Consider the following 14,510-nt stretch of genomic DNA (forward strand, 5'->3'; position numbering starts at 1 on the left):
ATAAATATTAAATTTTGATAAATGAAATTAGGATTTTTACTTAAAAAGTGGTCCTTATATGGGATGTTTATGCTCTTACTTCTGAATATTCCCATGACCTTGGAGGCCAAAGACCGAGGTAGGGAAATGAGTTTAGAGGAAGCAATACAGCAAATTAGCGTGCAGTATGGGGTATATTTTACCTATAATAAGCGACTGATTAATGACTTTAGGGTGGACTTTGATGTCGACATGGAATTGAGCTTAGAAGATGCAGTCAATAAAGTATTGTCGAAGACTTCTCTACATTATAAGATACACGCCGACAAATACGTAATCATATACAAAACGGATAGAGAAGGCATAGAATCATTGAAAGAGATGGTGAAACATCTCGAAATACTAATTGATTTAGAAGAGAAAAAGAATAGAAAAAGGATTTCTTTGCTTCCAACTAAATCTATTAAATCTTCTTTTGAAATCCGAAATAAGCGATTGGTGATTAATACTGCTGGAGTGGTGACCGATCAATCCGGTCAGCCCCTTATCGGAGTCAATGTTTTGGTTAAGGGAAGTGACATTGGAACGGCTACTGATTTTGATGGTCGATTTACCTTGGAAGATATCGATGAAAATGCCGTATTGGTAGTGTCTTATGTCGGTTATGTGACTCAAGAAATTCCCGTATTGGGAAAGTCCAACCTTCAAGTGGTTTTATTGTCGGATTCTGAATTATTGGACGAAGTCGTTGTCGTGGGATATGGAACACAGCGAAAAGGCGAGTTGACGGTAGCGGTTTCCCAAATAAAGGGAGAAGATATTGAATCCATTCAAGCCACTTCTTTTATGGATCTTATCGGTGGTCGAGCAGCTGGTGTTGATGTAGTGTCAGGTTCAGGCGCACCGGGTTCTGGAAGTACGATAAGAATAAGGGGAGCCAATTCTATTAATTCAAATTCTGATCCTCTCTATGTCATTGATGGATTTCCCGTAATTGAGGATGCCGAGGACAATTTTTCTAATTCGAAATTGGGAACCAAGACAGATCCATTGTCCATGATTAACCCCAATGATATAGCTTCTATAGAAATATTGAAAGATGCAGCTGCTACCTCCATTTATGGTTCGAGAGGAGCCAATGGAGTAATATTGATTACGACGAAGAAAGGAGGGGCTGGGAAAAGCGAGATTCAGCTGACGGCCAATGTAGGTATACAGCAAATGTCCAACAACTATGAGATGATGAATGCTACTGATTTTTCACATTATCTATACGATGCCTATGATAGAGGTGGGATTGATATGGAAAATCTTGGTTTTGATCCATCTAGGCAATTGGCTATTCCAACGGATTACAATACTGATTGGGTAGATGAAATAACTCGTACGGCCAAAGTTCAGCAATACGATTTGTCTTTTAAAGGCTCTAATAATTCCTCTAAATACGGAGGGTCGATCGGCTACCTCAACAATGAAGGTATCATTAAATCCAATTTTTACGAGCGTTTTTCAGCGCGATTTAATGGAGATATTAAAGGTTGGGAGGACAGAATTGTCGTAGGACTAAACGTAAATATGTCCTATGTAAATCAAAATTCACATTATGGAGTCACAAATACAGCATTAACCAATGCCTTGAGAAAGGCTCCTAATATTCCAGTTCGATTTCCAGCTGGTAGCAAATACGCGGGTTATTATTCTCATAGTGAAACTGAGGCCGAATGGGATGTGTTGTGGGGTGATGGATATGGAGTGGCTTCATCTACCGCTTTAAATCTCGCCTCTCCTTTTCAATATATTGACCATATACAATCCCCAGCTAACCAAGCTAGGTTGTTGACCAATGGTTATTTTAGTATTGAGCCCATAGATGGATTGGTTTTTAAAACATCGGCGGGTACAGATTTGAATTATTCTAAATCTAAGTTCTTAAATCAAAGTGATGGACCATTTAGGATACCGAATGGAGACTTACAACACGATCAAACCCAAACCACCAGTTGGTTGATAGAAAATACAGTAACCTTTTCTAAGCAATTCGGTCAGCATTCTTTCAATTTATTGGGAGGACAATCGGCTCAAAAATACTACCAAGAAGGTCTGGGTTGGTGGGTCCAAGAGCAAACCGCTGGAGAAGTCTTGGTGGCCAATAATCCATTCTTTGTCGATGGTTGGTATTTTGATACTGGGGTAGAGGATCATTTGTCCTCCAATCATAAATACGCCACCGTTAATGAATTTACTGTAGCCTCTTATTTCGGACGATTAAACTATTCATTTGACAACAAATATTTGTTGACAGCTACCTTGCGAAAGGATGGATCATCCAAATTTGGTAAGAATAGTAAATGGGGTACTTTTCCCGGATTGTCGATGGCTTGGAATATACATGAAGAGAACTTCTATAATGTCGATTTTGTCGATCAGTTAAAAGTAAGAGGAAGTTGGGGTATCGTAGGCAACGGCAATATTCCACCCTATCTCTCTCAAGCTCTCTTGGTGAAGCGGCCGGCATTTTTAATTGGTGCGGTGATTTCTGGCACAGGGATCTATGAGCAGAGTCTAGTAGACCCAGGTCTTTCGTGGGAATCGACACAGCAATATGATTTTGGTTTCGATGCCATTTTGTTTAATCGTTTAAGTGTAACTTCCGATATCTATTTTAAGAAAACCTTTGACTTGCTGTATCCTTTGATCTTGCCTCAATCCACTGGTTTCTCTAGTATTACCATGACAAATTTGGGGTCATTGAACCAAGTAGGTGTAGAACTAACTTTGTCGGGCGATATCATTCCTGCCAAGAGAGCCGACGGGTTTAACTGGTTTGCTTCTTTGAATATCGATCACTCAAAAGGAAAAATCACCGAATTGCCTGACAATGTTGATTGGGTCGGAAATAATATTAGAAGTTATCTCAATCAACCCATCGGTGAATTGTATGGATACAAAGTGGCCGGAATTTACAATACTCAGGCCGAACTCGACTCCCCTGACAATCCCTATTCCAATGCACAGTTGGGAGATTATAGGTATGAGGATATAGGGAGTACAGATGAAAATGGAAACTTTGTCAATTTGCCAGATGGCAATATTACTGCAGCTGATAGAACCAATCTAGGAAGTACAGTGCCCGTATTGAGTCTGGGTTTTCACAATTCGATATCCTTCGGAAATTTTGATGTAAACTTGTTTTTTAGATCTTCCATAGGTAATAAAGTGTACAATCAAGCCAAGAGGGAATTGTTAGATGCCAATGGCAGCTATAATTTGATGGCAGAGGCCGTGAATAGATGGACGCCGGAGAACCACAATCAAGAGATTCAAGCTGCCAATAGTAATCGAAGAAACCCCACTGGTTCAGCACCTCTGGATATCTTTATTGAAGATGGTTCCTATCTAAGACTTTCAAATGTAAACTTGGGCTATAGTTTTCCGCAGAATATTCTCAAAAGTGTTGGGTGTAAATCTATTCGGCTGTATTTGAGTATCAATAATGCATTTGTGTTGACTGGATATTCTGGCTTAGATCCTGAGATAAGTGGAGGAGATGTTTTGGTGTCAAGAGGTATTGACGTAACGACTTATCCGAAGACAAGGACTTATTCTTCTGGTTTGAGTATCAGTTTCTAATTCAAATTATTGTATTCCATCAAAATATTAAATAATGAAAAATTTATTATATCTATATATTTTATTCTTTCTATTTACGTCTTGTAGTACAGAGTTTTTAAAAGAGGAGCATCCGGTTCAGAGTACCAGTGAAACTTTTTTTACTTCAGATGCCGATGCGGAAGCTGCTGCTATTGGATTATACGAATACACGCGCAATCTTTATTTTGGTCGTGATATGGTAGAACACTTTGCTTCCAATTTCGATATATTTATGGGGGATAATGTGACCTTGCCTAGAAATTTTTATAAGAATTCTATTGTTCCATGGTTGACCTTAAATTTTAATCCCGAAAATGGATCTGTTCAGCAAGCTTGGGCTACGACATACACTACCATCTATCGAGCCAATTGGATTATTGAAAATCTGACCGACAACGACGCCATTTCGGAAGCTGTAAAGAACAAGGCTTTGTCTGAAGCCTATTTTTTTCGCGGTTTTTGCTATTTTAATTTAACGAGGTATTTTGAAGAAGTTCCCATTGTGTTAGAAGTGACCAATGATGACAACTTGTATCCGGAAAAGTCGAGTAATGAGGAATGTTGGAATCAAGTCTTTACTGATTTTGAAAAATCCTTGTCCCTAGGAGGTCTTCCTGCACCGACCCAAAACTTTGTCGATGGTAGAATCAATACAGGTGTTGCCAATGCTATTATGGCTAGGGCGTATTTATATCGCACTGAGCCGGGATCGGACCAATATTGGGATAAGGTAAAAGAATATACTTCTGCTGTTGAAAATTTAGGCGCATATGATTTGGAACCCATTGATGATTTTTCTAAATATTTTGTTTACACCAATGGAGATAAATGGGTTGAAAATAGGGAAATGATATGGGTTCACGGTTTTAGTTATGGTTCGACCTATGGAGGATTGCCTTTCCTCTATGATGGTAAAAATTATGCTACTTTGGCTTACATGTCCATGCCTGTGGGATATAATACAGGACTGTTAAAAAATGATAAGGGAAAATCATATCTTGTGGGTAATGGATTGACTGGCCGAGCTTATTATGCAGCGAGTAAAAGTTTGTCTGATTTAATGATCGATTATTTTAACAAGGGGGATCAGAGAACATCTGAATATTTAATGTATCCAAGTTTTAATAGTTATGCACTAGATGGTGATGCAGTCGTGGTAAAGGAGACAGTGGATAGTGATTCTCTTTATCAAAAACTGGTAGAGAGTAATGGCAGTGCAGGAGAATATATTCACGTGAAAAAATTTGAGATCCGTGAATTTGTAGGTGAAAATATATGGGATGGCGGATTTAATCATTCCATGGTCTTCCCCATCATTAGATATGGTGATATTATGCTTATGCGAGCCGAGGCTGAATATCATTTGGGCAATGAAGCCGAGGCTAGAAGTTATTTGAAATACATAACAGATAGAGCTGGTTTTGCTGCGGATTACTTAGATCAGTTTTCGGGGCAAGATTTGTTGGATGAGATCTTAAAACAGCGCAGGGTGGAGCTTTTTATGGAGAGCTTGAGAGTGCCTGATCTAAAGCGATTGGGACAGTTTAAATCGCCGAATATTGGGACTTTTCCCGGTTCGGCCAATTTTGAGGAAAAATTTACTGTTTTGCCTATTCCACGACGTGAATTGGATGCCAATCCAAATCTTGTCCAGCACAGTTTATGGAGATAATGATTTAATAAATACAATAATACCTTTAAAGGAAGGAAAAATTAAGGGCTACTTATGCGCAAAGTAAGATCTATCGATGGATGCTTTAACCGAAGTAATCGTCGATAGATTTTTTTAAATTTAATTACTATGATGAAATTTTTATGTTTTCTTGTCTGTAGTCTATTGACTATTAGTATGCTTCGAGGACAAGATGATTCCAGTAAGTATTTCAAACTCGTAAATGGGGGAGAAGGATCGAATAAATATCGGATAGAGTTAAATTCCGATGTGGATACCAGTTGGAGTAAATGGCATCATCGTGGCTATAGTTTTGGATTTGATCCCAGCCAGACTCCTATGTATACTCAAGTCAACGGAATATTGAGCACTCCCTATATGATACAGGTTCGGGGTAATGAAATGGAAAAAAACAAAAAAAGATGGGGATATCACGTCTTTGAAGGATTTGCTCAAGATGATAATTCCAGAATTACTATGTTGGTAAACAAACATGTGGAGTTGGGTAAGCCCGTAGCAGAGATGTATTATTACGGAACGGAGTACAATCACTCGGCATTGGCCTATAATTGGTTTCGGATAGGTTCCGATGTTCGGCAACACTCCTATTTGTTTAGTCGGGATCAAGCCATATTCTATGGATCGCTGACCCTGTCTAATGCCCTTACCTTGGGGAGAATAGGAAGTGATAATATCCTAGAGAAAGAACCGGAAGGAGATAGTGAAAAATATTATAAAGAGAGCGCTAAATATGTGAATTACTCTTCCCTCAAGGACAGTGAAGATGGGACAATTTTTTATGACAAGGACAATGACATCGTCGTCATAAAGATAAAGGGGAAATGGATGAAATTGGCAGTAGAACCACTGCCAGAAAATATAAACTATAAATTTTAGAATAATGGATTTATTTCATTCTATAAATCGACTAACGGTAATAGCGGTATTGATTTGCACATTGTTATATTGGGCAATCAACTTAGGATGGAAGTTGTTTGATGATTTTATTTTATGGGCATTGAGTTTTAAAATTTTATCAACTGCTCTTTCTCTAGGAGGTGGTAATGGAGTGAAATTCAATTTTTAATCCAAAGGTGTTGCAATGCCATTTACTAAAAATATAAATAATATGAAAAATGTACTTTTTAGTCTATTGACTATGACTTGTATAATCACGGCTAATTCGTGTGTGGATGGGGGCCAGGAAGCAGACCAAAGTAATGAAGTCTTGCCTACTGCCGCACAAGTAGCTTGGGCAGAAGCCGAAGTAGGAGCGATGTTTCACTTAGACGTTCAGGTCTTTGAGCCCGATTACAAATGGAGGGAAACCAGGGACTATCAACCAGATCCTTCGGTTTTCAATCCCAAAGATCTCGATACCGATCAATGGATATCTACAGCCAAGGCAGGAGGAGCCAATTATGCTATTTTGGTTGCCAAGCACTGTAGTGGATTTAGTCTTTGGCCTACCAAGGCTCACGATTACAGTGTGAAGAGTTCACCTTGGAGGAATGGTGAGGGCGACATTGTTAGGGATTTTATTGAATCTTGTAAAAAATACGGTGTAAAACCCGGTTTATACGCCAGTGCTTCAGCCAATGCATATTATCATGTGGACAATCCAGGCTTAGTATTGTCCGGTGATTCTGCAGAACAAGAAATTTATAATGAAGTAGTCAAGACCCAATTGACTGAATTGTGGAGTGAATATGGCGATTTATTTGAAATATGGTTTGATGGAGGTGTACTACCTCCAGAAAAGGGCGGTATTGATGTGCATACATTGGTCAATAAGTATCAGCCTAATACCATTGCCTTTCAAGGTCCATTTGGTTATGAGAACAATATAAGATGGGTGGGCAATGAAGATGGAGTCGCCCCGTATCCTTGTTGGTCACGCGCCGACTCTACTACTACAGCTACTGGGATGATTCAGATCAAGGGCTTGAATGGCAATCCTGATGGTGCATATTGGTGTCCTGGTGAGGCGGATTTTGCATTGAGGCAACACGCTTTTCAGGGCGGTTGGTTTTGGCATGAAGGAGAAGAGGATAAGATTAGATCATTAGATAATTTAATGGCGAGATATGTAGAATCGGTAGGCAGAAATACCAATTTGCTATTGGGAGTAGTGATCGATGATCGCGGATTGATACCGGCTGCAGATTCGATACGCATTGTCGAATTTGGAAAAGAAGTAGAACGAAAATTTTCTAATTCCTTGGCCTATGGAAGTGCAAAAGGCCCAAGCTTATCATTAGAATTTTCTCAAGTCCAACCTGTGAATTACGTAGTAATAGAAGAAGATATCTCTAAAGGAGAGCGAATCAGAGAATATAGTCTCTATGGTATGAAGGATGGAAACTGGGAATTGGTCAGCGAGGGAAGCTCTGTGGGCAATAAGAGGATAGAAGTGGTGAATGGAAGTAGCTATAGTGGAGTTAAAATGGAGGTGACCAAAATGAGTGCGGAACCTCATTTTGAAATTAATGTATACTAAATATATTTTTCATTTTATTGCAATGTAATGTTTGGGAGATAATGTAAACATTGTTTTATATTTAAGTTAAAATAAATTTCATGCGTATTTATTGTTGGTGTAGACGGCTTGATGTTGAATTTTCTTCTGTCAAGAGTAGGATGGTTCTCATTTATTTGGCTGTATTGTTCTGTGGTGTGTTGAAGGGTCAGGAAGGTTTACGAAGTTTTCAAAATGATATTTGCCTTCCCAGTGTATTGTATATGTTATCGGAAACAGAAAATGATATTTTTGTGGAACCTCTAATGAAAAGGTGGAGGCCATACAACGATGTGGTGAGGTTTTCCGGTTCTGTTGACTACACGAGGCGATTGCAGAGAGTGGCCAGTATCCATGATCCAGAGGATGGAAATACGATTACCTTGGAATTGGTTAATCAAGATGAGTTTAAAACCCTAAAGTCAATCACATCTACCCTAGAAGTGGGAGTATCTGGAAAGGGAAGTTCTCCCGTGACGGTATCCATCATCGGAGATAGTTTTACCCATGGTGGATTTTTCAAAGAAGCCTTGTTGGAAGGTGGTCATGTACCTTATATAAAGATGATAGGATTGCGAGAAGTCAATAATCATCCCGGTCAGTTTGATGAAGGTCGTGGTGGATGGCGATTGCAAAGTTATTTTACGGTAACCTATAAAGAAAATCAAGCATACAACGGATTTTGGCAGCCAGAGGGGGAGAATAAGTATTGGGGATCCACTGGATTTTGGAAATTGGTTATGGAAATTGATGCTCATCCCGATCGAGATTGGAGTTTTGGGCTTACCTATAATACCAGTCGATTTATTTCCAAAGCCAATCTCTATGATACTAAAACGGGATATAAAATCAATCCAGAACGTGGAGATATGATGTACGACAACGAGGTGGATGCCTATGTGGCCTACAATGGGAAAACATGGAAGAAGGTAGATTATGATGATTTTACTTGGAGTTTTAATTACGGAAAATACCTTTCCATGTGGGATCTAGAAAAACCGATGATATTAGCCGAATTTTTAGGTCTTAATGATTTTAGAGATCATCCAGACCCCATTAATATGGATTTTGAGAAGTGGAATGCACAAATGGAAGAAATGATAGCTTCTTATTTTAAAGCAGTGCCTGAGGGTAAATTTGTACTGATGATTCCCTCTTCTACCTGTGGTATTCTCGATAACAAGGCTGGTGATTTTACCACTAAGCAAAATGCAGCAATGTGGGAGGTTCGAAGGAATATTATAGAAAATTTTGATCATAGGCGGGAGGAAAACATCTTTATTGTCGATGCGGGAATTGCGATCGACAATGTGGATGGAACGAGGTTTTTGTCTGATTCTACCTACACCAAACCCTATGCCAGCTATGAAGGAGAGGAAAGGATAATGGTGCAGACAGGCAATCCCCATCCCTATCCCAATTATCCAACGATGGGAATATCCTTGGCTGCCTTTATTCAAAAACATCGAAACAAATAGTCATCTGTAAAAATTTTGCCATAGAAGATTACATGGCGATAAAGGTTGATATAGTAATTATAAAGTCAAAACCATGGAAAATAGAAATTGTCGGATTAATGGGTTTATGCGAGTTATAAATCTTCAATGGTTAATATTGATAGCCTTTTTATGTTTTGTTCTCCCCGTTGGGGCTCAGATTCAAAAGAAAGGAAAAGGTGTTGAATTGACTACAGAGGTCGAGAATTCTGCCATTATTCCCGTGTCTAAGTTGGAAGAGGATTCTTATGATTACTGGGATCGCCATCATGAAGTATTGAGGATAAAGGATTCTATTAATCCAGAAATAGTGCTGATCGGGAATTCCATCACCCATTTCTGGGGAGGGGAACCAAAGCTGAAATTTGCCGACGGTAGGCCTAGAAAACCAAACGGTCCTACTTCTTGGAATTCGGTTTTTGGCCATCATCGATTGCTCAATTTGGGTTTTGGATGGGATCGTACGCAGAATGTACTATGGCGGATAGATCAAGGTCAACTCGATGGAATTCAGCCCCAATTGGTCGTCATTCATATAGGAACCAACAATACCAGTGAAACCAAAAACGCCAGGAAGAATACAGCTGTCGAAATTGTTGAGGGTATTGAAGCCATTTGTAATCGTGTGCAAAACAAGCTTCCTCAAGCCAAAATTGTTTTAATGGCCATCATGCCTAGAGAGGAGACCGCTCAACATGAACGGAGGATCTTGATCGATCAAACCAATAATTTATTGAAGGAATATGCCAAAAGGAATCAGATTACTTTGTTGGATATAGGACCTAGAATGTTGACGCCCGGGGGTGTTTTGACACGTGACATTGCCGGTGATTTTTGTCACCCTACGGATAAGGGCTATCAAATATGGGCCGATGCTTTGCGTCCCTATGTTGCTGAATTTGTAAAAAAATAGAATATTAAAATATAAAAATTAAAGCTTTGAAAATCAAATCATTACCATTGAATTTATTTTTTGTTAAACAGAGAGGTTATCTGCTGTTGATATTGCTTCAATTGATAGGGTATAAGGGTGTTTCTCAAAATGAAATTCGAATTGCTTGTGTAGGCAATAGTATTACTTACGGTGCCAAGGTTGAAAATAGGGAGGTCAATAGCTATCCTGCCCAGCTGGCATCAATGTTGGGAGAGGGCTATACCGTGGGCAATTTTGGACGAAGTGGAGCAACATTGTTGAAAAAGGGCGATTATCCATATTGGGAGACCAGTCAATATCAGCAGGCCCTGGATTTTAATCCCGATTATGTGTTTATTAAATTGGGGACGAATGATACCAAACCGCAAAATAGGAAATACATCGATGAAGATTATGTGAAGGATTACAAGGCATTGATTCATTCTTTTAAATCACTGTCGTCCAATCCTCGGATTGTATTGTTGCTGCCCGTGCCGGTGTTTTCCAGTGATACAACTGGGATAACGGCCAAGGTGTTGACTGAAAAATTGATACTAATGATTCGCCAATTGGCTTATGAAACCGGTAGTGAAGTCATTAATTTATATAATTTAATGATAGACCAACCGGAATTGTTTCCAGATAAGGTACATCCTTCAGCAGCTGGGGCAAAGGTGATGGCTAGACGAATATACGATGTGGTGAAAATGCAGCCAGTATCCTATGACCTTTCTGCGGCCATACCTAAGGATGCTCAAACATTTAATTTTCACGGATACCGTGGATTTGAGTATACATTTTCGGGAAGGACGGTTAAGGTGGTATTGCCAAAAGTGACGGCCAAGGGACATCCTTGGGTTTGGCGGGCTCGATTTTGGGGCCACGAACCACAGGCCGATATCGCTTTGTTGGAGCGAGGATATCACATTGCGTTTTGTGATGTTGCAGAGTTATTTGGCAATGATGAGGCCATGACTATTTGGGATGGATTTTATCAGTTTTTGACCGGAGCTGGGTTGGCTAAAAAATCGATAATGGAAGGTATGAGCCGGGGAGGAGTATATATCTATCGTTGGGCAGCCCGATATCCGGACCGAGTGGCTGGTATTTATGCCGATGCCCCAGTTTTGGATCTTAAGAGTTGGCCGGGAGGTCGGGGTTCCAGCAAGGGCAGTCCAGCGACATGGGAGACTTTTAAAAAGGATTTTGGATTTGATAGCGATGAAGAAGCTGAGAGATTTAATGGGAATCCTGTGGACTTGACCGAGGTTTTGTCGAAATCCGATATCCCGATGTTGCACGTAGTGGGAGATGCCGATGATGTGGTGCCAGTCGATGAAAATACTGGACCATTTGCCGAAAAAATAAATGCCGGTGGTGGGTTAATCAATGTAATTCACAAGCCAGGTATTGGACATCATCCCCACAGTTTAGAAAATCCACAGCCCATTGTTGATTTTGCCCTAAGGTGTACAGACTATTTAACAACCAACGATTTGATTGCTAAGCCCTCTCAGCCACAACTGGATTGGTTTGATTACGAAAATTTAATGTTTATTCACTATGCGCCCAATACGTGGACGGGATTGAGTCAGGATGACAATTCTCTGCCCTTGGATCGCATCAATCCCAAGAAAATGGATACTGACCAATGGTGTAAGGTAGCTAAGTCTTGGGGAGCGGAGATGATCGTATTTGTGGCCAAGCATTCTGGGGGATTTTGTTGGTGGCAAACCAATACTACGGAATACAGTGCTCGAAATATTCCATGGGAAAATGGAGAGGGTGATTTGCTGGCCGATATATCGGCATCGTGCAAAAAATACGGATTGGAATTGGGGGTATATATTTATCCCGGTGATCGCCAATGGGGTGCAGGTCTAGGTAGTGGAGGGAAGACGGAAGATCCCAATAAGCAAGAGGCCTATAATGAAGTATTTAGAAAGCAATTGAAGGAGGTGTTGTCCCAATATCATCCTATGAAAGAGGTTTGGTTTGATGGGAGCTGTGTAATTGAAATCGGTGATATTTTGGAGGAGTATGCCAGCGATGCCGTAATATTTCAGGGACCGCAAGCCACCATCCGTTGGGTGGGCAACGAAAGGGGAATAGCACCTTACCCCAATTGGTACACGGTAAGTAATGCAGATATTAAGACGGGACGGGCAAATGCTTTAAATTCTGACCCTCGGGGTGAGTATTTTGCACCGGTGGAAATGGATGTTCCTTTTCTGATGAGTGGTAAAGGACATCGTTGGTTTTGGTCATCGAATACCGATAGTTTGATTTTGACTATTCCGGAATTGATGAATATTTATGACAAATCTGTGGGGCGGGGCGGTGTTCTGTTGTTGAATGCTACTCCTGATACTACTGGATTAATACCCAAGTCTCATGTGAAGCAATACAAGGCTTTTGGCAAGGCATTGAAAAAGCGGTTTTCAAAGCCATTGGCCTCTGGATCGGGATCCAATGTGATTACCTTGGATTTGGGCCGTGAAAAGATGGTGAATCAAGTGGTTATACAGGAAGATATCAGTGAAGGCCAATTGGTTATGAAATACGAATTGGAGGGATTTGCGAATGGCCAATGGCATAAAATCAAGGATGGTCAGTCTATTGGGCATAAACGTATTGATGAGTTTCCAGCCCAGAGTTTGTCAATGATCAGACTTAAGATTACCGATGCTTTGGCCAATCCAGTGATTACTCATTTTTCGGTCTACAATAATGCCAAGATGTCTACGGGAAAGAAAGGTGAAGAGGGAAGTAAGATCTATTCAGTGGGCAATTGGTCGACGAGTGATTATACAGAGGAATGGCAGGAATACAGTTTTGATCTTACTCCATATTTGGAGGAGAAAGTAGGGCAATTTGAATTGAAGTTTATGAAAATCGATCACGACCGGGCTTTTGAGAAATCGAATACGGGTGGATATGGAATCGAATTTATGGATTGGACCTTGGAAGTTCACGGTACAGACAATCCACAGTCAGTTGAAAAGGTGGGGAATGGATTGTTTCACATCGACCATTCACAGCATATTACGGCAGACATGAAGGCCAAAATTTTATTTAAGACTAAGATTAAAAGGCGTCCTGGCAGGGCAGTTGGCGTCATTGATTTGAGGATGGTAGGGGTTAATTAGTAATGGTCAATTGTTAATTGTTAGTTGTTGATTATCAATGGTCAATTAGAAGGATCGTAGAGGCGCAAAATCTTGCGTCTCCTCGTCTTGTTTTTCGTCCTGTCTGTCATTATTTTCAATCATGACAATACCATGAATGTGATTAGGCATTGTGATATGTGGACCCAATTGTACAAAAGGGAAATGATTAGGTATTTCGTGCCAACATGAATTCGCGATATGTCCAATAGCCGACATGGACATCTTTCCTTGGGATATATCACCAAAAAATAAATCTCGATTTTGTGTGCAAATGGTTATAAAATACGCAGCATTCCAACCATAGTTCCAAAAAGAAGCACGAATGGAGGCAATGCGATATTTATGTTGATATTTGCCCATTATATTTAAACATAAGATGTCAATCACAAATTCCATTATGACAAATTAACTACCCTATTAGACGCAAAATCTTGCGTCTCTACAATGGGTGATATGAAAAATGATAAATCTATGTGTTATATATTTTATCTTCTATCCAATGTAAATGATTATTAATTATTAATGGTTAATTCAAAGCATCGTAAAGACCCAATGTCTTGCGTCTCCTCGTCTTGTTTTTCGTCTTGTCTGTCATTATTTTCAATAATGACAATACCATGAATGTGATTAGGCATTATGATATGTGGATCCAATTGTACAAAAGGAAAATGGTTAGGGTTTTCGTGCCAACATGAATTTGCGATGTGTCCAATAGCCGACATGGACATCTTTCCTTGGGATATATCACCAAAAAATAATTCTCGATTTTGTGTGCAAATGGTTATAAAATACGCAGCATTCCAAGCATAATTCCAAAAAGAAGCACGAATGGAGGCACTGCGATATTTATGTTGATATTTGCCCATTATAATTTAAACATTAGTTGTCAATCACAAATTCCATTATGACAAATTAACTACCCTATTAGACGCAAAAACTTGCGTCTCTACAATGGGTGATATGAAAAATGATAAATCTATGTGTTATATATTTTATCTTCTATCCAATGTAATGGATTATCAATAATGTATGCTGATATTTTGTGATAGGATTTTTCATTTCGGATAATATGGTCGTAATATCCCGATTGCCACTGAAATTTTGGATTTAT

Annotated in this window: 10 protein-coding genes; 8 read left to right on the top strand and 2 right to left on the bottom strand. The window is 39.6% G+C overall.

Annotated elements, in window-relative coordinates; translation table 11 throughout:
- The first annotated feature begins 21 nt into the window (after positions 1 to 21).
- From LVD51_RS18170 to LVD51_RS18205, 8 genes are all read left to right on the top strand, one after another.
- The gene (locus LVD51_RS18170; protein WP_236972795.1) at positions 22 to 3,609 is read left to right on the top strand and encodes a SusC/RagA family TonB-linked outer membrane protein; all 3,588 of its coding nucleotides are present in this window, start codon (positions 22 to 24) and stop codon (positions 3,607 to 3,609) included.
- Between the two features lie 34 nt (positions 3,610 to 3,643).
- Positions 3,644 to 5,302, top strand: coding sequence for a RagB/SusD family nutrient uptake outer membrane protein (locus tag LVD51_RS18175; RefSeq protein ID WP_236972796.1), 1,659 nt, complete (start codon positions 3,644 to 3,646; stop codon positions 5,300 to 5,302).
- Between the two features lie 129 nt (positions 5,303 to 5,431).
- Positions 5,432 to 6,199, top strand: coding sequence for a hypothetical protein (locus LVD51_RS18180; RefSeq protein WP_236972797.1), 768 nt, complete (start codon positions 5,432 to 5,434; stop codon positions 6,197 to 6,199).
- Between the two features lie 4 nt (positions 6,200 to 6,203).
- Positions 6,204 to 6,389: a hypothetical protein gene (locus LVD51_RS18185; protein WP_236972798.1), complete on the top strand. Its 186-nt coding sequence runs from the start codon at positions 6,204 to 6,206 to the stop codon at positions 6,387 to 6,389.
- Between the two features lie 42 nt (positions 6,390 to 6,431).
- Positions 6,432 to 7,802, top strand: coding sequence for an alpha-L-fucosidase (locus tag LVD51_RS18190; protein WP_236972799.1), 1,371 nt, complete (start codon positions 6,432 to 6,434; stop codon positions 7,800 to 7,802).
- A gap of 80 nt (positions 7,803 to 7,882) precedes the next feature.
- Positions 7,883 to 9,298, top strand: a complete 1,416-nt coding sequence (locus tag LVD51_RS18195; RefSeq protein WP_236972800.1) for a hypothetical protein — start codon at positions 7,883 to 7,885, stop codon at positions 9,296 to 9,298.
- Between the two features lie 73 nt (positions 9,299 to 9,371).
- Complete coding sequence (locus LVD51_RS18200; RefSeq protein ID WP_236972801.1) at positions 9,372 to 10,229, top strand: GDSL-type esterase/lipase family protein; 858 nt, start codon at positions 9,372 to 9,374, stop codon at positions 10,227 to 10,229.
- A 26-nt stretch (positions 10,230 to 10,255) separates the two neighbouring features.
- Positions 10,256 to 13,378: an alpha-L-fucosidase gene (locus LVD51_RS18205; RefSeq protein ID WP_236972802.1), complete on the top strand. Its 3,123-nt coding sequence runs from the start codon at positions 10,256 to 10,258 to the stop codon at positions 13,376 to 13,378.
- Between the two features lie 45 nt (positions 13,379 to 13,423).
- Here the strand turns inward: LVD51_RS18205 and LVD51_RS18210 are convergent, their stop codons facing one another.
- Positions 13,424 to 13,795 (bottom strand): transposase, encoded by a 372-nt coding sequence (locus tag LVD51_RS18210; RefSeq protein ID WP_236972803.1) that lies wholly within the window; start codon positions 13,793 to 13,795, stop codon positions 13,424 to 13,426.
- Between the two features lie 116 nt (positions 13,796 to 13,911).
- A complete protein-coding gene (locus tag LVD51_RS18215; protein WP_236972804.1) occupies positions 13,912 to 14,265 on the bottom strand; it encodes a transposase in 354 nt (117 codons plus the stop codon).
- Positions 14,266 to 14,510: the final 245 nt, after the last annotated feature.

The sequence above is a fragment of the Membranihabitans marinus genome (genome assembly GCF_021729155.1).
Lineage (GTDB): Bacteria > Bacteroidota > Bacteroidia > Chitinophagales > Saprospiraceae > Membranihabitans > Membranihabitans marinus.